The organism is uncultured Coprobacter sp., assembly GCF_947855755.1.
Taxonomy (GTDB): Bacteria; Bacteroidota; Bacteroidia; order Bacteroidales; family Coprobacteraceae; genus Coprobacter.
Genome location: NZ_CANUAR010000013.1, coordinates 49,393 through 73,120, shown reverse-complemented (window position 1 = coordinate 73,120; position 23,728 = coordinate 49,393). Strand labels below are relative to the sequence as shown.

Genomic DNA, 23,728 nt, shown 5'->3' with positions numbered 1-23,728 from the left:
GCTTTTCAAAGTATTTCAAGACTTAATAAAGTATCGAGCAAAAAAGTAACAAAACATTTTGCTATAGATTTGCGAGAGATATGGAACGTCATTTTTTATATAATTAAAACGGGCTGCCAATGGCGTATGCTTCCCGGTGATTTCGCCCCATGGAAGACAGTCTGCTATTATTATCGCAAATGGTCTTCCTTGGGAGAGATCGATCTGCTGCTCAATGACTTGAGCGGAAAGGTACGCCTCCGGATGGGGCAAAATCGAGAAGCCAGTCTCGGAATCATGGACAGCCGGAGCGTCCATTGGGGAGATAACCGCAGTCCCAAGGGCTTTGACGGGAACAAGAAGGTCAAGGGCATCAAAGCGTCATTTAGCGGTAGACAAAAACGGCTTTCCCTTGGCCGTTATGGTCACTGATGCCGGAGTTCATGACGGGACGGCCTCCTTGACTCTGACCCGTATATTGAAAGATTCTCTTTCTCCGGTGAAGGTGATCCTTGCCGACGCAGGCTATCAGGGCAAGTTTGCGGAAAGGATCAGGAGGGATACGGGATACAAGGTGGAGATAGTGGTGAGCGGAGACAAGAAAAAAGGTTTTAAACCTCTGAAGAAGAGGTGGGTTGTGGAAAGAACATTCGATTGGTTCGACAATTACAGGAGATTATGTAGAAACTATGAGAGGGCTATTGAAACTGCGGAGATCGTGGTCAAGATTTCGGCTATTAGATTATTGTTGAATAAAATTTAGACAGGCTCTTAGCCTTTAGGTATATAGAACTCACAGTTAGGAAGTAAAGGTTTTTAGAATATCAACAACGACTTCGGCAGCCTCGTCTTGGAGAACTTTCCAGGCAGTTATATAGCCTTCAGTACCTGACGTTAAATGCAACAATTTTTCAGAAACAGCATTTCTGATCGCTTCTGAATTATTGTCGATAATACTTTTGATGTCAGTCATAATGCGATTTTAGTTTTATGAAGTATAATAAGGTCACGAATATCAACGTGAAGAGTATTTGATAATGGTTAGAACAAGAACAACTCCGATATGCTAATTTTTAACGCCTTTGCAATTTTTTCAATATTCACAAGCGTTACGTTTTTTTCTGCTCTTTCTATCATGCCAATATATGTACGATGCAATCCTGCTTCCTCAGCCAACTGCTCTTGAGACAATTTCAATTCTTTTCGCCTCATCTGCACCTTGCGTCCAAACGAAACTAAAATTTCGTGTTTCATGTTGATAGATTTTAACTCACTAATTATAGTATACAAATTTATAAGAGTACAGCCGATATTTCAACATACTATAATTAGCATAAATATTGGGACATGTTTAAATTTTACACAAACATTTTTTGAAAATCTTTTAGGGACGCTTTTTCGATTCCAATGAAGAATATAACGGGCTTCATGGCGTATAAAATCAAAAGGAGAATTAAAAAGTTTGAATATATAATTTTATCAGAAAATTTAAACAGACTCTAAATCCAGAAAACTCATAACGACTACAAAACAAGAAAGCAGCCCATAACAGGCTGCCTCACATATCATAATTCCTACTTTAATTATGCATCAAAAGAGATTAATACTCCTCCTCGTTGAAGAAAAAATCTTCTTTACTAGGATAGTCAGGCCAAATATCTTCTATACACTCATATATCTCACCTTCATCTTCCATTTCCTGTAAATTTTCGATTACCTCAAGAGGGGCTCCCGAACGCATTGCATAATCAATCAACTCATCTTTAGTTGCAGGCCAAGGCGCATCTTCCAATTTAGATGCTAATTCTAACGTCCAGTACATAATTATATGCTTTTAATGTTTTTTCCTTCTAAGAGCTTGTCTAAATTTTCCGCAAAAATAGAATAAAATTTCTCATTCGCAACTATTATTCCAATAAATTTCTTCTATACCTTCTTCTACATTCATAAAGCGCGATAAGACAAACAGATAATCCGACAATCGATTTACAAAACGAAGAATAAGTTCATCTACCTCATATTGTCCGGCAACTTCACAAATACGTCTTTCCGCCCGACGACAAACCGTCCGGCAAATATGAGCTTTAACCGCAGCCGGAACTCCTCCGGGCAAAACAAATCGATTGAGCGGTGGCAATACACGATCAATTTCATCGATACGCCGTTCTATACGCTCTACATCTGCAACTTTCATTCGGCTTGCTTCGCGCAATTCGGTAAATGCGGTATCAGTTGCCAGATAAGAACCTACGACAAACAGCTTATTTTGGATAAACTGCAATAGTTCTGTATCTGAAGATGAAACGGGCAAAGTCGCTATCAACATACCTAAGTATGAATTCAACTCATCAACTGTTCCATAAGCCTCTAAACGCACATCATATTTCGAAACTCGCTTTCCTCCCACTAAAGAAGTTTGCCCCCGGTCTCCCGTTCTCGTATAAATTTTACTTTTCTCCATAATTCATCAATTATATCGATATAATAAACAAATCAGCACCGCCCGGTTCTACCGAAGCAGTGCTAATTTAATCAAATTATATGATTTTCATGCAATCATCCGATCATTTTATCCGGAACTTATAAACACATGTTTGCTGATAAGCTTCTCCGGGTTTAAGAATCGTACTCGGGAAATCCGGATGGTTAGGTGAATCCGGGAAATGCTGTGTCTCCAAAGCAATACCGCAACGGTAATCATACGGCTGTCCTGATTTTCCGGTAGCTGCCCCATCAAAGAAATTTCCACTATAAAATTGTAATCCGGGCTCTGTGGTCCAAACTTCAAGCTGACGCCCTGTTACCGGTTCGAAAACAGTCGCTGCCCATTCCAAATTCTTATCAGTATGACGATCCAACACCCAGTTATGATCATATCCTTGACCATTCCGCAATTGAGGATCATCCATATCTATACGACTACCGATTTGACGAGGTTTCTGAAAGTCAAAAGGAGTTCCGAGAGTTTCCTTTAATTCTCCTGTGGGAATCAAAAGACTATCCACCGGAGTAAAATGAGAAGCCCGTATAGTCAACTCATGAGCCAATATATCTCCATTCCCTTCACCCTTAAGATTAAAGAAAGTATGATTCGTCAAATTAACCGGTGTAGCTTTATCTGTGGTAGCAGTATAATTAATCTCAAAATCATCATTATCCGTAAGCTCATAAGTCATTTTGACATTCAAATTACCCGGAAAATTCTCTTCTCCATCCGGAGATAAATAAGAAAAACATATCTTGTTCGGCATCACGCTATCTACATTCCAAACCACCCGGTCAAAACTTTTAAGACCTCCATGTAAACACTGTCCATTATTATAAGCAGCCAACTGATATTCCTTGCCATCTAAAGTAAATTTGCCGTTTGCAATACGATTCCCGTACCGACCAATAGCAGCACCTAAAAAACGTTCGCCAGGGTTATTGACATAACTGTGAATATCCTTATATCCAAGAACTACATCAGACATTTTTCCTGCCCGATCGGGAGCCCATAAAGAGACTACCCGAGCCCCGTAATTCGTCACTTGCATAGCCATTCCTTTGGCATTCTTCAACGTATAAAGCGCAACTTTTTTACCATCTATAATAGTATCAAATTGCGAATCAGGTAACAAAGTCACTTTCGGACCGGAGTTACATCCCACTAATAAAGGAAGTAGAAAACATAAAGATAATAACCGTTTCATTTGCGTATGTGATTAGTGATTAACAAATTCAATAAACCGAAAAAGAGATACCCCTTCCCCTATCGGAACAAAAACTCATAGGGACACCTTATTTCAAATTATTTTGCGAAAGCAAGATACAAATTTTTTTTGAAAAGCAATATTAAAATGCGACAATGTAATCTTGTTTATTTAATTTAGGATCACAAAATACAATTCCCAAATCAAATAAGTCCATTGTCACCCGGATTCTTTCGTCCAAGATAAATCTGTGCCACGCATCTAAGGCTCTACCCTCCGAATGTATTCCTTCTATGAGGATAACTGTATTTTCTCCCAAACAGGAAAATAACCGATTATAAATTGATTCATATTCTTGTGTGTCAGCCGGACGGTGAATACAAATAAAACCAGGCGTACCGAATTTCTGGCATTCTGACAAGCCTTCTAAAAAACAAGAATTAAAGAAATGAATGTTTTGAAAATCAGAAGGTATGACATCTTTCGAGAAATTATAAATACGAGGATCTGGGTCTGCACAAAAAAGCTGAGACCGGGTATTCCCTAAATAAAGACACAAAGACGAAATACCCCAACAAGAACCATATTCGAATATTATACCCGGACGAAATCGGTTGACCATACGAAAAAGCAAGCGCCCATATTTTTCCGAAACAGGTTTACGTCGTTGAAAATCGTCTTGAGTAAGCCTATTGCATACCCGAGTATGCCACACTTCCTCGATCTGTTGATAGGCATAATAGCTATAAGTTTCTTCTATTACTTTGGTTATTAAATTATAAGCAAACGGAGAATGGACACCGAAACCTTTCCGATGTCTTATTTTACGAAAATTTTTAGTACAATATTGCTTTAAGATACGTTTCGACATGTCGTAATCAAACTATTTCCTGAATACAGAACTTAATTTAAGGTCGAGCGCAAAGGTATTGTTTTTTATTCAAAGATGAAAAACAGCTCATAAAATTACTCGTAAACAAATCACATGATATATATTTGTTCTCCAAACTACTTTATTTGCAAAGAAATGAAAGAAAAAGACGACATGGCATGGAAAGTATTGAGCAGTCAGTATATATCTCAAGAGCCATGGTTTACCGTACGCAAAGAAAAAGTGCAACTCCCTAACGGAAACACGATCGATTCATATTATGTTTTAGAATACCCTAATTGGGTCAATGTAATCGCAATTACTAAAGATGGAAAATTTATTTTCGAACGACAATATCGTCACGGATTGCGAAGTACTTCATACGAGTTGTGTGCCGGAGTTTGTGAAAAAGAAGATTCGTCTCCGTTAATCTCCGCACAAAGGGAATTAATGGAAGAGACCGGTTACGGGAAAGGCGAATGGGAGGAGTTTATGATCATATCACCCAACCCGGGAACCCATACAAACTTAACTTATTGCTATCTTGCTACTAATGTAGAAAAAATATCCGAACCTCACTTAGAAGCGACAGAAGATATACAAGTAAAGCTCTTGACTATCGAAGAGGTAAAAGATCTATTGGAAAATAATAAAGTAACTCAAGCCCAACATGCTGCTCCTTTATGGAAGTATATTGCATTATATGGAGAAAACAGGCATTTTTAAATTTTTATGGATCAATTAGAACAACTATCAAAACAAGAACTCATCGAATTAGTACATATTTTTGCTAAAAATATGCTGGCATTGGACGGTGTATGGTTTCAATCCATAGAGACTAAGCTCGGCATGGATGAAGCCATAGAGCATGACCAAAATGCATGGAGGAAATATACTGTAATTGAAGCCAAACGTATTAAAGCATTTTTAAAATTACCCGAAAAAGCGGGTATAAACGGTTTAAAAAAAGCTCTTGATTTCCATTTCAATGCTTTTTTAAATAAAAGCGAGACCCAAATAACAAATAACACTCTTATTTACAAAGTTATTGACTGTCGTGTACAAACTGCCCGCACTCGTAAAGGAATGCCTTTACATCCTTGTAAATCGGTAGGAATCATAGAATATACTTATTTTGCAAAAGAGATCGATCCAAGATTTGATTGTGAGACAATAAGCTGCTTCCCCGATATTACCGACCCTAAATGTGCCTGTTGTTGGAAATTTACATTACGAAATGAGACAAAAGCAGATTAAAAAAAGATAAATATATTTTTATTCGGGCATTCAAATCAGGTATAAATTAACGAGATTAAATAAAAAAAACACCTTTCCGACATTGGAACAAAGTATTTTATCGATTTTTTATTTTGATAACCGATTGAAATACTTATCTTTGTAACGGAAATACTAAAAGAGTGTTATTTTAGTATGTGTGTGTATTGTGAATGTAAAAGCAGGAACTGGTAATATTACCGATTCCTGCTTTTCTCTTTTAAACATCCTATATTAATACTGTTTTATAAAACTCCTCCTATCCGCTTTCGTATCATAAGGGACAAGCGTAAAGCCATAAGAAACCTTACCGGGATTCAACTTAATCTGATATTCATTACGAGGCTGAGCTCCCCATGAATTATCTCCTCCGATACCCATCATTTTATAATCGATAAAAAGATCTACCAATTGCTGAGGTTTTGCATCGCACGTATGGCGTTGGGTCAAAACCGACGGACGTTGAGGAATATCATCCCTGAATTCCCCACTATCTAAACTTTCAAGGGTATAATTCGAAACATTCATCTCCAACTTATCGTCTGCTACAACCAACAAGCCTTTTCCTTTTTTATCGGATAACGAGAACCAAATAATATCGGTACGGTGACTATTTTCCTGCGGACGAATATACGGCTCAAACATATCTGTTACACGACAAGAATATTCTCCGACAAAACAACTTGTTTTTCTATCCTGATAATTTTCCCAAGGACCTCGTCCATAATAAGTAAGGTCAGTAAAATCGACCGGCATTTGCATCCGTAAACCGATACGCGGTATTGCCGGAACATCTTTATTGTTTACAGTAAATGTGTTATCTACATTTATTGTCCCATCGGCAAAAACTCTATACGATACATCCCAATGAGAATTGATACGACGATAAGGATAACGACATGACACTTTTACGCCATTTTCTGTTTTTTCTATCACAAAATTTTTGGGCACAAGATTTTGGTATGTCGCATCTTTCCAGACCCTCAGACAATTAGGGGTATCCCATCCGTAGTCATTATCCAAAGGAGCTCTCCAAAATACAGGTCTCAGCCCGAAACCATTCAGGATATATTCAGTTCCTTTATATCGGTATGAAGTCATAAAACCAGAACTCTTATCAAAAACGACCTTAAAATCTTTCCCGGATAAAGTTACAAAATTCTTATCTTCTTTGACGCTGATCGTTCCTTGCGGCAATTTTGCTTTTTCCTTTACATAAGTATTTATCGGCATCTGTTCACTGGCAATTACATAACCTACGGGCAAAAACGGCTCTGCATCTTTTATTTTGGCTTCAAAAAGAATCTGATAATCAACCGGAGCAGGGTGCACAGAGGGTAACTTTTCTATCTTGACTTGTTTAACTTGTTGAGGAGCAAGACTAAGAGATATATTACCACTTTCAACAGCTTTACCGTCTGCTTTTATCGTATATACGATATTATATTTATTCAGGTCGGTAAAGAAAAAACCGTTCTTTATATTCACAGTTCCCCGTATCGGATCAAAATCGGTAAATTTTATATTTTGATAAACTTTTCCCATCTCGATCGTATGAGGTTTAACTTTACGATCGGGATAAACCAGACCGTTAATACAAAAGTCTCCATCCGTAGGCGTACCTTCCTCTCCGAAATCTCCCCCGTAGGCCCAATAAGACTCTCCTTTTGCATTCTTAGCGATCAATCCTTGGTCTACCCAATCCCAAATACATCCGCCCTGCAATAAATCATATTTTTCGATCGTGTCCCAATAATCTTGGAAATTCCCGAGACTGTTTCCCATAGCATGAGCATACTCGCATAATATCAACGGACGATCGGAGTTTTTATTCGTAGCATAGTTTCTAATCCCTTCTATGGAGCTATACATCGGGCAGAAAATATCGGTATTCCACTCCATTCCAGCCCGTTCATACTGTATCGGACGGGAAGGATCGGTTTCTCGAATCCACCGGTAAGTATCATAAAAACAAACCCCATTTCCCGATTCGTTCCCTAAAGACCAAATAATGACCGACGGGTGGTTTTTATCCCTTTCGACCATACTCCGAGTGCGATCCATATGGGCATCTACCCAATCCGGATTATTCGCTAAAGAATGTCCTTTTTGTATGTCATATCCCATTCCGTGCGATTCTATATTCGCCTCGTCAATCACATATAAGCCATATTCATCGCACAATTGATAAAAACGTTCCGGCTGCGGATAATGACTGGTGCGAACAGTATTCACATTATATTTTTTAAAAAGTTCGAAATCTTTTTGCATCAGTTCTTCCGGAACATAATGCCCCGTATACCCATTATGCTCATGAATATTTACTCCCTTTACAAGGATCGGTTGCCCGTTCACCAACAACTGTTTACCCTTTATCTCAACAGTACGGAAACCTATACGGCTGGCTATCGATTCAGAGATTTTTCCATTCCCGTCTTTAATAGTTATCTGTAAAGTATAAAGGTTTGGAGTTTCGGCAGTCCATGCAGCAACATTCGGAAGAACCGTTTTAAAATTCATGGTAGACAGACCTTCTGAAAAAGGACGTTTTTTCTCTCCGTCAGCAACAATTTTACCCTGTTTATCGAGAACCTTATACATTACAGTATATGATTGGACTGTGCCCGAAGCATTATTCAGCGTTATATCCAAATCAAGCATACCATTTTTAAAAGAAACGTCTAAAGGAGTGCGTGCAAAAAAATCGGCCAGCCGCACTTTCGGTTGGGCATAGACATACACATCTCTCTCAAATCCAGTTAAACGCCAAAAATCCTGACATTCCAAATAATTTCCGTCCGAAAAACGATGTATCTGTACCGCTAACGTATTTTTACCGGGTTTAGCGTACCTTGTAATATTAAAACGCGCCGGAGCTTTTGCGGCTTTTGACATCCCGATAAATTCCCCGTTCAGATAGAAATAAGCTGCACCTTTTACTCCGTCGGCACTTAAAAAAATATCTTTCCCGTTCCAATCGGGAAGATCAAAATCTCGACGATAAGTTCCTGTCGGATTCCATTCTTTAGGAACATAAGGGGGCATAGGATGTTGCAGATACTTACTATAGCCTGCAGAGACAAATTCATAAGGGATATTCGTATAAATAGGATCTCCGAATCCCTGCATTTCCCAATTTCCCGGCACTTGAATATCCGCCCATTTGCTCACATCGTAAGAAGGATTCATAAAATCGACCGGACGATCATTGAATCGCTCGACATAATTAAATTTCCACTTTCCGTTCAGTAACAAATAATCTGCTCCCGACAAAGGATTTCCTACCAACGCACTACTTTCGTCCCGAAATGAAATAAAACTGGCACGAGCAGGTTCTTTATTTATACTCACAACTTTCGGATCGGTTATTTCGGCATACCGGTCAGGATTCTGGGCAAAAGCACCACCTATCATAACCAAAAACAATAATGCAAAAATGGATGTTTTTTTCATGGGTGTATTATATTTTATAATTTATCCTCTTTAATATTTGGACAATTTTCTAAAACGAGAATAGACAGCAATATTTTTCATTTAACAAAAGATAACCATATAAGAACCTATCTAAATCTTTTGATAAAAACTATCTCCATACTCTTTAAGTTTTTTTGGTTTGTTTTCCTGTTCCTGTACGTCACATAACCTACACTTCTGATCGAAAAAAATATCTTCGAAAAAAACTCTCAAATCTGACCCGAACAAAATTTAGACGACAAAACCCAAGGCTTTTTGCAAATTTAAACAAATAATACTAAAATCAAATGATGAATAATCCGACAAGTGTCTTTTTTACATTTTTTATATACCTTATTCCTTTCTGCTTATTCTTAGTAAAAGAATACCATTTATTAAAATAGCTCACATCAAATTTTATTCTTTAATTTTTTATCTATTTTTACGGTAAAAAAAGTATATGCTTATAAACATCCGCTTATATAGCCAACAATTGACAAAACCGGTATTCAATACCCCCAAAGAAATCGTATCATGGATGGGAGCTATTCAAGCACAAAACTACAATATGGCGAAATGGGCAATCGGTATCCGACTCAAGGACGTTACAGATAACATCATAGAAAAAGCCCTTCAACAGGGAGAAATATTACGAATGCACATATTGCGTCCTACATGGCACTTTATTATTGCAGAAGATATACAGTGGATGTTAGAGCTCTCAGCACAGCGAATAAGATCGGCCAACGAGTCTTTCGGAAAAAATCTGGGAATAACAGAAAAGCTATACACAAAATGCAACCGGTTAATAGAGAAACACCTAACAGGACATAACCACCTCACCAAACAAGAGATCGGAGATATTTTAAAGAAAGAAAATATAGAAATCGATATACCTCGGTTAAATAGATTTCTTATCCGGGCAGAGACAGAAAAAATCATTTGTAGTGGAATAAACAAAGGGAACAAACAAACTTATGCTCTACTTAACGAACGTGTCTCACCAACCAAGGAAATAACGAAAGACGAAGCTCTTGCTAAACTGGCAAACAAATATTTCCAAAGTCATTCTCCTGCCACATTAGAAGATTTTACATGGTGGTCGGGATTGTCTATTACAGAAGCCCGACAAGCTATCGACCATATCAAACCTTGTCTACTAAAAGAACGACTCGACAATCAAAAAGAAATATTCATCCATGAATCATATTCAAACAAAAATTTACCTCAAAAAAATATTTTTCATCTTTTACCCTCATTCGATGAATATTTGATCAGCTATAAAGATCGAAGCGAGGTCTTAAACGAAAAATTTCGTTCAAAGGCATTTAACAATTACGGAATATTTTACCCTGTTATCTTACATAACGGAAAAATTTCGGGTAACTGGGAACTTCTTCGAAACAAATCAGGGATAACTATAAAGACATCTTTTTTCGAAAAAACAATCTCTATTAATCAACATCTTATCGAAAATGCAGAAAAACGATATAAACAATTTATCGATTCTTTTCCTACCTTCTAAAAGCCTATATTAAAAAGATATTCCTATAGTCCCTGATATATAGTCAGACTTGACTTTACCCGTATAGCAACCATGCTTCCAAGCAGCTTTAATCTGCAACAGATAATTCTTCAGAATCTGATGCGAGAACTGTATGCCAATATCAGAAAATATGCTGTTTGATGAAATAAAACGATAATTACGATAAAGCATATTCAAAACTCCGGGATCTGTAATCTCCATTTCCGATAAAGCAATATCCGTGTCAAAAGCACGAGAATAGCCAATTCCGGCATCTATTTGCAAAAAACAATTTTCCCACACCTTATATCCCCGTAAAGAAAAGTTTCCGGTCAAACGATTTTCTTCAAGCGAACGAGACGGATAAATATATGATGCTTTGTTTCGCTTATAGATAACCTCAGGCAACAAAGACAATTTATATCCTCCTGTAACTTCTGCCTCATACATACCGGCAATACCTGTGTAGAAAACATCGTTATGATATTGTTCTACTTCACCTATTTTCGGATAGATTTCATTGGCTGCATCGTCAAACAGATTTTCAATTCCGTTTCTACGAGAAACATTACCATACCCCTTTACACCCCATACCCCGTATTTCGTGGTATTACGGTAACCTATTTCAAATTTTCCGGAATGTTCATGTATCAAAGCCATCGGTAATTCATTCAAAGATGAAATTATTTTCTCACAAGAATAATAACGATAGGAGAACGTCCCGGAAAATCCGTTTTGTTTATGGGAAGAGATTCCGATATTTCCGCCAAAAGATTTTCCTTTATAATATGCACTGTTATTATTCCCCGAAAAACGGACATAGTCCATTCCCATTCCGGTAAAATGATAAACTTTTGACTGACCTAATTCGCTATAAAATTTTATTTCATTAGATTGTTTATATTTTGTTGCAAAAGCAGATATTCCAATACCATAATGAGTTTTTGTCCGCAACGAAATACCTAACGAAGCATTCAACTCTCCAATAACATTTTTAGGACGAGGGTCGATATTTCTAAATTCCACGGCAGCCCTATAATCCAACGTTCCACCCCAAGTGACACGAGCATATTCCCGGGCATATCCCCCGGCAAAATAATATTCCTCGCATCTTAAATTTCCACCGACCGAATCTCCCAAAACATAAGGATATACCCAATCATAATCAGATGTCTCGCTCCAAACGACATTTCGTTTCACTCCATTTCTATAATGAGCCTGTCCCCACAATTTTCTATTTTTCAAAGCAATATATGAATCTACATCAAACGACCCGCGAATCAAACCATCTCCTTTTTGCAAAAATATCGGCTGATCTTCATCCGAATACTCAATGATCGCATTTACTTCGGTAAGAGTCAGAGTATGCTGATAATATTTTTCTGCCGGATTATAATAAACCAAATTGAAAAAGGTTTCTCCGACCGAATTATTCTGCATATTCCGCTGCACGACAGAAAGGGTATCCCCAGCATACGAGAAAGCCGGATACAACAAAAACGATAAAATGACAGCACATACCTTTTTCATCTCGCATTCAGTTTATTTTACTCGGTTTTAAGCGTTACACCATCATAAGTAACATTTACTGCCGGAGTGCCATTGGCATCTGTAGCCGTATGTTGCTCTTCGATCAAAGAAGGTACACACTCGGTATTGAAATCGTCAGAGGAATTATTCGTATCTTTCAACACTTTTCTTCCATCACGAGTTATATACAGCAACTTTCGGCGTACGCTTTTAAAATAACGGGTTTTATCCCCATCGATCGTTCCGCAATGAGTCCAACCCGAGTCCAAAGACGGATCGGTAACATTCCATACATAACTGGCCTGAACACTTGTATTCACAGCATCTATAATCCATTCATTAGGAACTTTATAGGCCGTTTGTTCCATAGGAAAAGTTCCGGCAGGCAACACCATGACATATTTATAAGTATAAAGATAATTTTTCAAGAAGTCCTCTTTTTTCTCCGGAATACGGGCTAAAGCAAAAGCCCTGAAACCTCGATTATGAAGAAGCCAGAAACTAAGCGTATAACAATAGTATTTATCCAAATTCGGGACTGTCGGGCTATCTATATCCATATGTGCAGGTACTGTCGATTCATCATACCACTCGAAATCTGCACGGCTTAAGTCGAACGAATTCGGATTGGCGACTCTATGATCTATCCCGGTATCGCAGATTATCAGAGATTCTCCCGGTTGTACCGGATGTTCTGTCCCATTTCCCGGTATCGTATAAACAGCATGCACGGTCATCGCTTCTTTCATAATATCCGGCGTATAATCATATTTGGTCACCGTTACAAACTTTGACTCCATAAAAGATACCCCATCTGCATATAAAACGTGATCGGTATTATTATAAATCTTAACATACTGATCTCCGTAATACTGTTTCCCGGAAGGTTGTAACGTTCCGGTAAAAAAAATCTCTTCTATAATAAAATCGTTTTTATCCTCCAACAAGTAAGTATCCAAAGCAACCTTCACATTTGTTCCGAGCACCTTTAAAGAAGCCTGATAACCTCTCAATTTTCCCTCTACCGTTTCCCCATTTTTTAAATAGGTGATATTCGCTTCATAACTGCAATCATACAACCCTTCAGGAAGCGACAATTGTTTTGAATTTGAGTACTCGGTTTCCATACCCGAAGATACATTCTTGAATTTTACTGTTTCATGCTGAACAGACAGACCGTCTAAATCGGAGGGATAATCAACCGATATGTTCACCGATGTACGTGGAATATCCGTTTTTTCTTCACAACCGATAAAAAGGAGTAAAAAAATAATTAAAGGGAATAACCTAAATCTCATTGTTCTTATATAATTTTACATGTGTTATAAACTGAAATTTAACTCCATACCAAAATAAGGATTTACATTTCTTCTTATCTGTAATCCGTTAGAGGTATAATCCGGAAGATAATCTAAAATACGATTAGCGAATAAGGCAAGTCTCAAATATTTACCGATCTGTTTCGTCGCTTTAAAATTAACATATATAGCCATCGGAACAGTTTGTTTCTTAAACGAATCGGTATTATATGTTTTCACCAAAAACTGTAATTTCATATCTTCTGCAGACTCCTGCGTATAAGGATGTAAAAGACCGTCATTCACATCAAGATAACTGACCGGTATCCCGTTCTGAAACATTCTTTGAGTAGAAACAAACCACATACACTGTACCGATGTCGAGAAAATAAGTCCCCATTCCGGGACCTGAGTATCCAACATAAAATTGGTATTGAATTGCTGATTTATCCGTCCGCTGTTCCAATCATACAATCCGACATATTCTTCTTGAATCGGGCGGTTATCTACTACCTCCGAAACAGTCTCAAACATAGGCTGGCTATTTGTATAAGTAGATCTGAACCATGCCCCGTTAATAATGACGGAGGTTCTCAACGGCCTGATACGTTGCGATGTAAATTGAAACTCTACCCCTTCTTTTTCTAACCGACTACCATTCGCTGCTTGCGTATATCCATCCAGTTTCCGGGTATCTGTATATGGAATGCTCTCCAATGCGGGAGGTCCTTGCAAAGAACCCGCATCAATAGAAGAAGCATCATATTTACGATATTCAAAAGGCATATAATAAGAAGAGTAACGGAATCCGGAAGTTAGCCGTTCTCTAAAATACGTCACGGATAGGCGGTTACCGTTATAAGATATATCGCTTCTTACTTCCCATTTCCGATTCCTCGAAGGCTTTAATCGGTAATTCGTGATATCCTTGATATAAGTGCGTACATTAATCCGACTATATTCCAACGGTTTATTAACATCATAATAGTTTAACTGAATAATATCATTATACCATTTGTTAGGATACAGATAATCTATGGTCGGCATTTTTGTCGTCAATCCATACCCCCCTGATATATCTATATTCAAATTATGACTCCCCAGTCGGATAGCTGGAAAGCTCCATCGAGAGTTAATACGCGGATCAAGATAGATTTTCCCTTGTAGCAAATATGCCGGACTCATACCGACCAAAGAGATCGAACGAACACCTGCAAGCGTCTCCCATTTATGCTTACCTGCACGAACGGTAATATTATCTTCCAGAAAGAAAGAGAGGTTCTGCAATGCAGGTATATCCTTATAAGCTCTCGGACGTGTAGTCCATCCGCTCGTTACAATCGGGTGGCTTATATCATATACTTGCCCCCGACCTCTGTTCTTCGAATAGTTCCATTCTCCTCCGGCTTTTATGCTATTTTTAACTATTCCCAAAAAGAATTCCAGTTCCCCTTTTACTTTTAAAAACGCATTCAAAGGCTTACCTTCACTTAAATAATCTGCAACGTATTGTCCCAAAAGATAAGTCCCGTCATGCACCCCCTCTTCCATACTGGTCGGAGCTACTGTCGCCCGTTGAGGAGACATCAACTTGGTCCTCTCCAGCCTGTCGGACTGAATACTTACAGAAGAGTAGAGTTCTATAGATTTTATCAAATCTACCTTAGGGAAAGTCCATGTAAGATTATTCGTAAAGGCCGTCCTATTATACGTAGATTTATATTTATCTATTTTCTGATACGACAAGTCGGGATCTGTTTTTACATTATCGAACGAACCGGTATAATCGACTCCCGAGTTCCATCCCATATTCCATGTCTCTCTTTTAAAATTCCATGTCGAACGCACCGAAGCATTGATACGTTTATAATTTTCGAGATTATTTCGCGGATCTACTTTCGAATCGAGATATCCCCCGTCTATATTCAAAATCAAATCTTGCCCCGGAACAACAAAGCCCTTACCTGCAGAAAAAAGTTTGCTGTATTCATCTGCCTTAAAACGAGCGGTAAACGGAGTCGATTTTCTTATCCGCTTAATATTCACCAAACCGCTGGTAAGATTCCCATACTCTGCAGAAGGTATTCCACGAACGATCTCCACACTTTCTATATCATCGGTAGATATGGAACGCATATCTACACCTTTATTCGTTATATTTCTTTTATACTCGGGAGAACTCGAGTCAGAGCCCGAAGGAATATACTGCATATTGGCATCACCGTTAATCGGAGCTCCATCGACAAGGAACAAAGTTCCCAAAGAGGTAATAGAATAATCGGGATTGTCACTTTTTTCTCCGGAAGCATTCAACATACCCGTTTCGCGTAACGTTATCGTATTGGCTACTCCCATATTAGGGGTCTGAGATATATTTCCCGGCAAAAGCTCCAACAAATCGGCAAAACTTGTAGGTTGCAAATGCGCCATCGCAGCTCTATCGATTTTCGACGAACTAACAATACCCGGCGACTCGGCAGCCGTTATTACGACTTCTTTCAATCTATTAGACCGAGCAGTCATATTTATCTGCAAAAACAAATCTTTTCTCAATATGATTTTTCTTTGCCACGGCACATAGCCTAAATAAGATACTTGCAAAATATATTCTCCGGGAGGAATGGAAGAAAATTTAAAATTACCATTTCTATCAGATAAAACAGAAAATGTATTTTTCCCTTTCAATTGTATCGTAGCAAACTCAAGCTGTTCGTTAGTAACCGTATCCCTTACATAGCCACTGCAAATTACTTTATCCGGGATAGCCCGGACAAAAGAAAAATACAAAAGCATCATTAAAAAAATCAGAATCGCTTTTTTAAAATTCATCCTCGAATAATCACATTATTTACACAATATTAATGCGATGCGAAAATAAGAGGTATATTTTCACCGGACAATACCTATAAATACTGATTAGTATTTTATAAAATACCTAAATTATGTGATTTCACAATTTTTCTTCGGTACATATTTTTGCCGTGCAATAAAATATATTTAAAACTAAGTGATAATGAAAAAGATTTTACTATTTGTTTCGATTTTATGTGGGTTGACTGCTTATGCGAGCGACATTGATTTTCAATGGGCAAAAACATTTGTTTCTCCTATGGGAACAGGGGCACATTCTCTTGCCAAAAGTGCAGACGACAAAGTATTTGCATTTACCAATTTCGGATCGTCCGGAGCTGCAGATTCTCTTTCTTATAACGATGAATTAATCGGACATGGAGCACCTTATAGCGGAAGCAGTTCTTCAGGGAATTCAAACATTGCATTTCAAAAATTAGAAAAGAACGGTGATCTCATTTGGTCTGTATATAGTTGCTGGGGTGGAGCCTCTCTTTCTGACTGTGCTTACACCCCGACTGCCGACGGAGGAGCATTCCTTGCTCTGAAGTTTTATCATACCAACTACGATGCCGCAAAAAACGGGAAATTACTGTCATTGGTCGATGCATCGGGTAAAACGACAGATGTTATTTGGGAATATCCGGGATACTGGGTATATCAGGGAATTTTAGTGAAAATCAGTACGGACGGAAATGTTGAATGGACAAAACTGATCAATGTAGATTATTCCCCTGTACCGGGAACGACATCGAGCACCTACAAAAACTATACTCCGCAAGGATTTTACTTTTACGGTGCGACAGAAGATAACGACGGGAATCTATATATTGCAGGAAATTATCGAAAAGAAATGACATTCGTTAAAAAGGATGGAGAAAAAGTTATATTGACACCTCACAATACCGAAGGCTGGACCGGAGATCCTCAATCAAGTGTCGGAGACCTGTTTTTAGTAAAATTAGATGAAGCAGGAAATTATCTGGGACACGTAACTACTACCGGAGTTGCAGCCAGAGAAAGTATTAACGATATAACATACGCTGACGGAAAAATCTATTTCTTGGGTATGGTAAAAGGAGCATCGACAGAAGATTCGGAAATAAAATTAGGTGACACTACTATACAGCCGACAAAATTCGACGATATTATCGTAGGGGCTGTTAATACCGATATGACCGTCGCATGGGTAAAACATTTTCCTGCATTTGCAGCCAGTAACGGAAAACACACTACCCAAAACAAAAAAATGGAAGTGCAAAACGGAAGTTTATACCTGATGGGACACGTCATCGGAGGTTTTGGGACAGATAAAAACGAAGCGCTGATCGAAGGATCATCCACTATGCAGACAGGCTTCCTTATCAAATGCAGCGCAACTGACGGGACTTGGTTAGGCGGAGCTATCGGTGAGAACTCGATCGGAGGATATTATGGCGCATTCGAAGATGAAAACGGAAAAATCTACACATACGGTTATGCTTTAGGAAATACTTATCTTATAACCTATAATACTTCTACATGGGAGATAGAGAATGAATATAGTTTGGTAAAAGGCGGATCAACTTCCGCATGGGGATGCCTGTTCGACGGAGGACAACTTCTGACTCTTGCCCGCAGCAGAGCAACATCTGCTAATAATATTTTAGACGGAGCTTACACGATAGAAGGCCGAAAAGATGCCGGATCATGGATCACAATTCTTGCTTCTTTCGAAATTCCGGAACTGGGACAAACAACCGGATTAATTTCTTCAGAAATATCTCAAGAACAAGGCATCAAAGTTTACGGCGGTAAAAATCAGATATTTGTAGAAGCTGGAGAATCTTCGGATGTACAAATACTGAATACTTATGGACAAATCGTGAAAAATACAACCGTATCTGCCGGTAAGCACTCTATTTCCATACCTAAAGGAATCTATATCGTAAACAAATCAAAAGTAGTTGTATATTAATTTACTAAAAAGCATCCATAAACCTGTTATTACAGGAAATGGATGCTTTTTGTTATAAAAAAAATCATTATGAATAAAACAATGCTTTACATCGCTTCCTCATTACTATGTATAGGAAGCATCAGTTGCGGAAACAGTACAAAACAAGCATCTCAAAATAATACGATAGAAGAACAAACTGTCGTCTCTACCGGGATGGAAGTCGATTCTCTTCTTGCAAACGCCGATTCGCTGGCTGAAAAAAATATAACGGTACAAGGTATTTGTACACACACTTGCAAACACGGCGCTAAAAAGATATTCTTGATGGGAAGTGACAATACACAGACTATACGCATTGAAGCCGGAGATTTAGGGCAATTCAGTCCCGATTGCGTAAACAGTATAGTAGAAGTAAACGGTATATTAAAAGAACAACGGATCGACGAAGAATATCTGGTACAATGGGAAGAACGAGTTAAAGCACAAACCGGAGAGAAACACGGAACAGGAGAAGCCGGATGCAGTACCGAGAAGAAAGCTCGGGGAGAAACCGGAAACACGACAGAAGAACGGATTGCAGACTTCAGAAAAAAAATAGCAGAACGCAAAGCGAAAACCGGAAAAGATTATCTCTCTTTTTATTTTGTAGAAGCAGAGTCCTATAAGATCTTAGAATAAGAATAATGGAAAACGTCATATCATGTAAAAACCTGACCCATTATTATGGGAAAAGGCTTATTTATAAAGATTTGAGTTTCAATGTCCCGAAAGGCCGGATTTTAGGACTTTTAGGAAAAAACGGAACAGGAAAGACAACAACGATCAATATTCTGAACGGTTATCTGAAACCTAAATCAGGAGAATGCCTTATATTCGGGCGAGACGTGCAAAACATGAAGCCGTCATTACGCCGTAATATAGGGTTACTGATAGAAGGACATATCCAATACTCATTCATGAATATCCGGCAAATCGAGAAGTTCTATGCCTCTTTTTATCCGAAATGGAAAAAAGAGGCTTTTTACGAACTGGTCGGGAAATTAAAAATCACCCCGACTCAACGTATCAGCCGCATGTCTTGCGGACAAAGATCTCAAATAGCTCTCGGACTTATTCTTGCTCAAGATCCCGAATTATTGATTTTGGACGATTTTTCTTTAGGTCTTGACCCCGGTTACCGAAGGCTTTTCGTCGATTATTTGCGTGAATATGCCCGAGCAGAACAAAAAACGGTTTTTCTCACTTCTCATATCATTCAGGATATGGAACGCCTTATCGATGATTGTATTATCATGGATTACGGACGCATAATGATCCAACAACCGGTAAAAGAACTTTTAGGCTCTGTAAAACGGTATGAGTTTACCGTGCCCGACCGATATGAACTAAACGAATGTCCCGGATTTTACTATCCTTCGAAAATACGAAATCACGTAGAAACATTTTCTTTCTTTTCGGAGAAAGAAGCGGAGGAGAAACTCAAGTCTCTCGGAATCCCCTTTTCCGGATTAAAAGCCGAATCAGTCAATCTGGAAGACGCATTTATCGGTCTCACCGGAAAATATTAATACATTAAAGACTCTTCTCAGAATGGAAAAAGCATTATGTTATAAAGAATGGATCAAAACCCGATACTATTACTTCCTGGCAATACTCGTGTCATGGGGCATGACCGGATACTGTATACTTAAAATCAACCGAGCGATAACCATGAAAGGCGCACCTCATCTATGGGAGGTAATGCTCGGGAAAGACGTGGTTTTTATCGACTTGTTGACTTATTTACCGTTATTGATCGGGATATTGTTGGCGTGGGTACAATTTGTTCCTGAGATGCAGCAGAACCGACTAAAGCTGACTTTACATCTGCCGGTATCGCAATACAAGACAATATCGATCATGCTATCTTTCGGAATTATCTTATTGCTTATCGGATTTGCATCGAATTTTCTGTTGTTATGGCTTTATTTGCAGAAGTTTTTCGCTTCAGAACTGACATCCAGAATATTGTTGACTGCTATTCCTTGGTTTACAGCCGGTATTACCGGATATCTATTAACTGCATGGATATGCCTCGAACCCACATGGAAACGCAGAATACTCAATATTTTTATTTCCGCAGCGATACTCCGTATTTTCTTTTTATCTTCTGTTCCCGAATCTTATAACTGTTTTTTACCCATACTTATCTTATTTACAATACTGACACTATTCTTCAGCTTATTGTCGATATCACGATTCAGAGCGGGGAAACAGGATTAATATTAAGATACTAATATAAAACTAAAAATCATGATACGTTTCAGCAAAATACTCCTGTATATAACCATAATTCTGTTATTATTTTGGTTGATTCCGTGGGGATACGATTTCATTTTTTCAAAACCTCAAAAAAATCCGTTTATTTTATACAGTACGGTAATAAATGATTTCGCCATTTTAGAAAATAACGGAAAAGGAACGGAAAGAAAAGACCTGAAAGGGAAATACTATACCGAATCGGAATTCGACAGCATATTGCCGATGTTCTACTACCGGCAATTAATCGCGGACGAAAGATTCCCGAAGGAAATAAACGGTGTCGTCTTGACTCCGAAAATCGCACAAACGGAAAATTTCATCTTCCGCCATCAGCCGTCTGACGTGAATTGTAAAAAACCGGGACTTTATCCTCTTCTGGAATCGATGTCCGGGAGAGTCGATCTGAAAATGCCGGATGATGTTTTCAGGATAAATAACAACGGTATCGAGTTCATAGATATAAACACAAACAGTATCGATGAAAGGAAAAGCGACATTTATACAGATGCCATGAAGAAAAAAGGATTTTGTTTCCCGGCGAATATCATAGCCGGAAATCCGACTGCCCGAAAAGATTATGACGAAGGTTATCTCATTACAGACCGGACAGGATCTTTATATCATTTGAAACAGGTAAAAGGACGCCCGTATTTCAGGAAAATAGAAATTCCGAACGGATTGAAAATAAAATATATTTTCCCGACAGAGTTTAAAAATCGGAAATACCATGCTTTCCTGACCGATGACAAAAATGACTTGTATGTTTTATATACCAAAACTTACGAACTCAAAAAAAGCGGTGTTCCTCACTTCAACCCGCAGAAGGATGAAATTTCCATTTTCGGAAACATTTTCGACTGGACGGTATCTTTATCTAATCCGGACGAAAACAAAATATATGCATTAGATGCCGAAAATCTCCGGTTACTAAAACAAATAGATTTGGCGAGACTTTATCCGGATATCCAGCGGAACAATTTTCCTGTCCGACTTACTTTTACATCATTATCCGATAAATACGTATTCCCCCGCATCTCGATGTAGCTTTACAAGGGTGCGCCCGGAAGGATGAATTGCTTCCGGGCGCACCCTTGTAATCTTCTGCAAAGATCAATCATCATAATCTATCAGGCGAAACTGCTTGTCGAATGTCAACTCTATGCCACCTTTCAACTTCACCTCATACTCTTTCGTATCTTGCTCAAACTTAATAACCGGTATATCCGGATGATTTTCCTTCAAATATTCGGCAATCGGAACAGGAACAATACCGGCAGGAACCATACTGTATTTACAATCTACCTCTTTCAGATCGCCATATTTACGGAATTCGACCTTATTGCCATTCACGAAAATCACTTCATATTCTTGATCGAACCAACTCTTATCCACTTTTGCCAATGCAACTTTCAGATCGGGGAAATATTTTTTGATAAATTGCTGGGCTTTAGCAGGTAGCTGATCCACACGAATAGGACGATCTTCTCTCGCATAAGTCGCAGTACTAAGGGTAAACAAACAGATAAACAGAACAAATAATTTTTTCATAATCTCCTTTTTTCGTTTATAAAAAGACCTTTAATTCAACTGTCACACAGCCGTTAAGAATAACCGTATGTGACAAAAATGAAACACAAATCTGAAATGAACTTGAAATAAAAACAGGAAAACAGACCGAAAGAAATTATCAAAACCGCCGACCCGAATAAAATTTGAACAGGTTCTAAGGCAGTTTATTCCATGAAAGGATAAAACGATGCTCTCCCCCGACATACCGATAATCGACCTCTATTCCATAATATTGTCCTATAGCTTTAACAATAGCCAAGCCCAAACCTGTCGACCCTTTTTTCTTAGAACCTTGATAAAAACGGTCAAAAATACGCTCTCCGTCTAAAGCTCCGGAAACCGCACCGTTACAAAACATAATTCCCGAAGCGTCCGTTATGATACGGATATAACCGTTGTCCGAATTGTGGACATAGGCATTCTTCAATAAATTCGTAACAAGCGCCGTCGCTAACGACTCATTCATATAAACAATCAACTGAGAGCGCTTTTCCAATTCCACCTTTATGTTCCGGTAGCTATATATATCTTTATACAGATCCAGTTGTCGTTCCAATAATTCGTTCATATTTACAGAAACATTATCGGTAAACTGTCCGCTATCTATTTTAGAAAGGAACAAAAGAGATTTATTGAGGCGGACTATATACTCGATCGTCTGCCGGGTTTTCAAGATTTCAACCAATTGTTCCTCCGTAAGCTCGGTATTGTCCGTCAGCCATTCGAGACGGTTTTGGCAAACCGCCAACGGGGTTTGTATCTCGTGAGAAGCATTTCCGATAAACTGTTTCTGCTGATCGAATAGCTGTTCGGTTCTTCTCGCATAACGAATCGCCGCATCATTCAATTTTTTAAACTCCGATATTTTCGTATCATTTTTCAAAAGTTTGTTTTCTCCCCCCACAGTATAATCATCCAGCCAATGCAATAATGTATAAAGCGGACGCATACTCCGGTAAAAAACCCATGTGTTTATCCCGATAATAATCAACAATAAAGTAACATATAGCACGATGATCCAGTTCAGAATAGAATTACGCAAGTCTTCTTTTTCAAAAGAAGGTGTCGCTACGGTCAGTTCAAAATAAACACCCGAATCGTTTTGAAATATGGTTTTCAAGATTCTTGCCGGTTCGGTATCCTGCAAACGGGGAATGTAAATTTTCGCGTCTGTATAGCTGATGGCCGAATGACTTTCGGCATATTCCCGGGTTACCTCTCTGATCTGATAACTGTTATTCGACCCGTCGCCTGATGAAAGAGTCTTCTCTCCTGCCAGCACCTGCATAATAATCATATCGGAATAGTTCTCGAGCGCATCATCCACCTCATCGTTAATCTCCGTCTGCAATGCAAAATAAAAAAAGGCCGCCCAAGCCGTCAGTAAAATCACCAAGGCGACCGAAACCCGCAATATGATCTGATATATAAGCTTCATTCCACTAT

At 38.5% G+C, this 23,728-nt stretch carries 22 protein-coding genes; 10 read left to right on the top strand and 12 right to left on the bottom strand.

Annotated features, from left to right (window positions below; all coding sequences use genetic code 11):
- Positions 1 to 69: 69 nt before the first annotated feature.
- Both Q0093_RS08555 and Q0093_RS08550 read left to right on the top strand, forming a co-directional pair.
- Positions 70 to 411, top strand: a complete 342-nt coding sequence (locus tag Q0093_RS08555) for a transposase (RefSeq protein ID WP_297929692.1) — start codon at positions 70 to 72, stop codon at positions 409 to 411.
- A complete protein-coding gene (locus Q0093_RS08550) occupies positions 392 to 742 on the top strand; it encodes a transposase (protein WP_297929690.1) in 351 nt (116 codons plus the stop codon). The genes Q0093_RS08555 and Q0093_RS08550 overlap by 20 nt, the downstream gene beginning before the upstream one ends.
- A 36-nt stretch (positions 743 to 778) precedes the next feature.
- Here the strand turns inward: Q0093_RS08550 and Q0093_RS08545 are convergent, their stop codons facing one another.
- From Q0093_RS08545 to Q0093_RS08520, 6 genes are all read right to left on the bottom strand, one after another.
- A complete protein-coding gene (locus Q0093_RS08545; RefSeq protein ID WP_297929688.1) occupies positions 779 to 952 on the bottom strand; it encodes a hypothetical protein in 174 nt (57 codons plus the stop codon).
- Between the two features lie 68 nt (positions 953 to 1,020).
- Positions 1,021 to 1,233: a helix-turn-helix transcriptional regulator gene (locus Q0093_RS08540; RefSeq protein ID WP_297929686.1), complete on the bottom strand. Its 213-nt coding sequence runs from the start codon at positions 1,231 to 1,233 to the stop codon at positions 1,021 to 1,023.
- A 346-nt stretch (positions 1,234 to 1,579) separates the two neighbouring features.
- The gene (locus Q0093_RS08535) at positions 1,580 to 1,801 is read right to left on the bottom strand and encodes a DUF2795 domain-containing protein (protein WP_009318182.1); all 222 of its coding nucleotides are present in this window, start codon (positions 1,799 to 1,801) and stop codon (positions 1,580 to 1,582) included.
- 72 nt (positions 1,802 to 1,873) lie between these two features.
- Entirely contained in the window at positions 1,874 to 2,440 is a 567-nt protein-coding gene (locus Q0093_RS08530) for a cob(I)yrinic acid a,c-diamide adenosyltransferase (protein ID WP_294177820.1), read from the bottom strand.
- 103 nt (positions 2,441 to 2,543) lie between these two features.
- Positions 2,544 to 3,671, bottom strand: coding sequence for an aldose epimerase family protein (locus Q0093_RS08525; RefSeq protein ID WP_297929684.1), 1,128 nt, complete (start codon positions 3,669 to 3,671; stop codon positions 2,544 to 2,546).
- A 142-nt stretch (positions 3,672 to 3,813) separates the two neighbouring features.
- Complete coding sequence (locus Q0093_RS08520) at positions 3,814 to 4,542, bottom strand: hypothetical protein (RefSeq protein ID WP_294177822.1); 729 nt, start codon at positions 4,540 to 4,542, stop codon at positions 3,814 to 3,816.
- Between the two features lie 156 nt (positions 4,543 to 4,698).
- Here Q0093_RS08520 and Q0093_RS08515 point away from each other — a divergent pair, with 156 nt between their 5' ends.
- Together Q0093_RS08515 and Q0093_RS08510 are read left to right on the top strand one after the other, a co-directional pair.
- Positions 4,699 to 5,268, top strand: a complete 570-nt coding sequence (locus tag Q0093_RS08515; RefSeq protein ID WP_297929681.1) for an NUDIX hydrolase — start codon at positions 4,699 to 4,701, stop codon at positions 5,266 to 5,268.
- A gap of 6 nt (positions 5,269 to 5,274) precedes the next feature.
- Entirely contained in the window at positions 5,275 to 5,799 is a 525-nt protein-coding gene (locus tag Q0093_RS08510; protein WP_294177824.1) for a DUF6125 family protein, read from the top strand.
- 252 nt (positions 5,800 to 6,051) lie between these two features.
- On the opposite strand, the gene Q0093_RS08505 is transcribed toward Q0093_RS08510, so the two are convergent.
- Positions 6,052 to 9,270 (bottom strand): glycoside hydrolase family 2 TIM barrel-domain containing protein, encoded by a 3,219-nt coding sequence (locus Q0093_RS08505; RefSeq protein ID WP_297929678.1) that lies wholly within the window; start codon positions 9,268 to 9,270, stop codon positions 6,052 to 6,054.
- 460 nt (positions 9,271 to 9,730) lie between these two features.
- Here Q0093_RS08505 and Q0093_RS08500 point away from each other — a divergent pair, with 460 nt between their 5' ends.
- Positions 9,731 to 10,795 (top strand): winged helix DNA-binding domain-containing protein, encoded by a 1,065-nt coding sequence (locus tag Q0093_RS08500; protein WP_297929676.1) that lies wholly within the window; start codon positions 9,731 to 9,733, stop codon positions 10,793 to 10,795.
- A gap of 9 nt (positions 10,796 to 10,804) precedes the next feature.
- Here Q0093_RS08500 and Q0093_RS08495 read toward each other — a convergent pair whose 3' ends face one another.
- Genes Q0093_RS08495 through Q0093_RS08485 form a run of 3 tightly spaced genes read right to left on the bottom strand, consistent with a single transcriptional unit; the run spans position 10,805 to position 16,452 of the window.
- Positions 10,805 to 12,325, bottom strand: a complete 1,521-nt coding sequence (locus tag Q0093_RS08495; protein WP_297929674.1) for a DUF6850 family outer membrane beta-barrel protein — start codon at positions 12,323 to 12,325, stop codon at positions 10,805 to 10,807.
- A 17-nt stretch (positions 12,326 to 12,342) separates the two neighbouring features.
- Positions 12,343 to 13,623, bottom strand: coding sequence for a DUF4876 domain-containing protein (locus Q0093_RS08490; protein ID WP_297929672.1), 1,281 nt, complete (start codon positions 13,621 to 13,623; stop codon positions 12,343 to 12,345).
- Between the two features lie 24 nt (positions 13,624 to 13,647).
- A complete protein-coding gene (locus Q0093_RS08485) occupies positions 13,648 to 16,452 on the bottom strand; it encodes a TonB-dependent receptor (protein ID WP_297929670.1) in 2,805 nt (934 codons plus the stop codon).
- A 184-nt stretch (positions 16,453 to 16,636) separates the two neighbouring features.
- Here Q0093_RS08485 and Q0093_RS08480 point away from each other — a divergent pair, with 184 nt between their 5' ends.
- The 5 genes from Q0093_RS08480 (at position 16,637) to Q0093_RS08460 (ending at position 21,757) form a co-directional block, all read left to right on the top strand.
- Positions 16,637 to 18,430: a DUF6383 domain-containing protein gene (locus tag Q0093_RS08480; protein WP_297929668.1), complete on the top strand. Its 1,794-nt coding sequence runs from the start codon at positions 16,637 to 16,639 to the stop codon at positions 18,428 to 18,430.
- A 69-nt stretch (positions 18,431 to 18,499) separates the two neighbouring features.
- The gene (locus Q0093_RS08475) at positions 18,500 to 19,090 is read left to right on the top strand and encodes a hypothetical protein (protein ID WP_297929666.1); all 591 of its coding nucleotides are present in this window, start codon (positions 18,500 to 18,502) and stop codon (positions 19,088 to 19,090) included.
- A gap of 5 nt (positions 19,091 to 19,095) precedes the next feature.
- On the top strand, positions 19,096 to 19,980 hold the full coding sequence (locus tag Q0093_RS08470) for an ABC transporter ATP-binding protein (RefSeq protein WP_294177832.1): 885 nt from the start codon (positions 19,096 to 19,098) through the stop codon (positions 19,978 to 19,980).
- Positions 19,981 to 20,002: 22 nt separating this feature from the next.
- On the top strand, positions 20,003 to 20,674 hold the full coding sequence (locus Q0093_RS08465; RefSeq protein WP_294177833.1) for a hypothetical protein: 672 nt from the start codon (positions 20,003 to 20,005) through the stop codon (positions 20,672 to 20,674).
- Between the two features lie 30 nt (positions 20,675 to 20,704).
- On the top strand, positions 20,705 to 21,757 hold the full coding sequence (locus Q0093_RS08460) for a DUF4857 domain-containing protein (RefSeq protein WP_297929663.1): 1,053 nt from the start codon (positions 20,705 to 20,707) through the stop codon (positions 21,755 to 21,757).
- 66 nt (positions 21,758 to 21,823) lie between these two features.
- Here Q0093_RS08460 and Q0093_RS08455 read toward each other — a convergent pair whose 3' ends face one another.
- Together Q0093_RS08455 and Q0093_RS08450 are read right to left on the bottom strand one after the other, a co-directional pair.
- Positions 21,824 to 22,261: a PepSY-like domain-containing protein gene (locus tag Q0093_RS08455; RefSeq protein ID WP_294177835.1), complete on the bottom strand. Its 438-nt coding sequence runs from the start codon at positions 22,259 to 22,261 to the stop codon at positions 21,824 to 21,826.
- Positions 22,262 to 22,436: 175 nt separating this feature from the next.
- Complete coding sequence (locus tag Q0093_RS08450) at positions 22,437 to 23,720, bottom strand: HAMP domain-containing sensor histidine kinase (RefSeq protein WP_297929662.1); 1,284 nt, start codon at positions 23,718 to 23,720, stop codon at positions 22,437 to 22,439.
- Positions 23,721 to 23,728: the final 8 nt, after the last annotated feature.

Excerpts from the sequence above, each read along its gene's own strand:
- Q0093_RS08545 (WP_297929688.1), bottom strand. The coding sequence starts at position 952 with ATGACTGACATCAAAAGTATTATCGACAATAATTCAGAAGCGATCAGA.
- Q0093_RS08540 (WP_297929686.1), bottom strand. The coding sequence starts at position 1,233 with ATGAAACACGAAATTTTAGTTTCGTTTGGACGCAAGGTGCAGATGAGG.
- Q0093_RS08535 (WP_009318182.1), bottom strand. The coding sequence starts at position 1,801 with ATGTACTGGACGTTAGAATTAGCATCTAAATTGGAAGATGCGCCTTGG.
- Q0093_RS08530 (WP_294177820.1), bottom strand. The coding sequence starts at position 2,440 with ATGGAGAAAAGTAAAATTTATACGAGAACGGGAGACCGGGGGCAAACT.
- Q0093_RS08525 (WP_297929684.1), bottom strand. The coding sequence starts at position 3,671 with ATGAAACGGTTATTATCTTTATGTTTTCTACTTCCTTTATTAGTGGGA.
- Q0093_RS08520 (WP_294177822.1), bottom strand. The coding sequence starts at position 4,542 with ATGTCGAAACGTATCTTAAAGCAATATTGTACTAAAAATTTTCGTAAA.
- Q0093_RS08515 (WP_297929681.1), top strand. The coding sequence starts at position 4,699 with ATGAAAGAAAAAGACGACATGGCATGGAAAGTATTGAGCAGTCAGTAT.
- Q0093_RS08510 (WP_294177824.1), top strand. The coding sequence starts at position 5,275 with ATGGATCAATTAGAACAACTATCAAAACAAGAACTCATCGAATTAGTA.
- Q0093_RS08505 (WP_297929678.1), bottom strand. The coding sequence starts at position 9,270 with ATGAAAAAAACATCCATTTTTGCATTATTGTTTTTGGTTATGATAGGT.
- Q0093_RS08500 (WP_297929676.1), top strand. The coding sequence starts at position 9,731 with ATGCTTATAAACATCCGCTTATATAGCCAACAATTGACAAAACCGGTA.
- Q0093_RS08495 (WP_297929674.1), bottom strand. The coding sequence starts at position 12,325 with ATGAAAAAGGTATGTGCTGTCATTTTATCGTTTTTGTTGTATCCGGCT.
- Q0093_RS08490 (WP_297929672.1), bottom strand. The coding sequence starts at position 13,623 with ATGAGATTTAGGTTATTCCCTTTAATTATTTTTTTACTCCTTTTTATC.
- Q0093_RS08485 (WP_297929670.1), bottom strand. The coding sequence starts at position 16,452 with ATGAATTTTAAAAAAGCGATTCTGATTTTTTTAATGATGCTTTTGTAT.
- Q0093_RS08480 (WP_297929668.1), top strand. The coding sequence starts at position 16,637 with ATGAAAAAGATTTTACTATTTGTTTCGATTTTATGTGGGTTGACTGCT.
- Q0093_RS08475 (WP_297929666.1), top strand. The coding sequence starts at position 18,500 with ATGAATAAAACAATGCTTTACATCGCTTCCTCATTACTATGTATAGGA.
- Q0093_RS08470 (WP_294177832.1), top strand. The coding sequence starts at position 19,096 with ATGGAAAACGTCATATCATGTAAAAACCTGACCCATTATTATGGGAAA.
- Q0093_RS08465 (WP_294177833.1), top strand. The coding sequence starts at position 20,003 with ATGGAAAAAGCATTATGTTATAAAGAATGGATCAAAACCCGATACTAT.
- Q0093_RS08460 (WP_297929663.1), top strand. The coding sequence starts at position 20,705 with ATGATACGTTTCAGCAAAATACTCCTGTATATAACCATAATTCTGTTA.
- Q0093_RS08455 (WP_294177835.1), bottom strand. The coding sequence starts at position 22,261 with ATGAAAAAATTATTTGTTCTGTTTATCTGTTTGTTTACCCTTAGTACT.
- Q0093_RS08450 (WP_297929662.1), bottom strand. The coding sequence starts at position 23,720 with ATGAAGCTTATATATCAGATCATATTGCGGGTTTCGGTCGCCTTGGTG.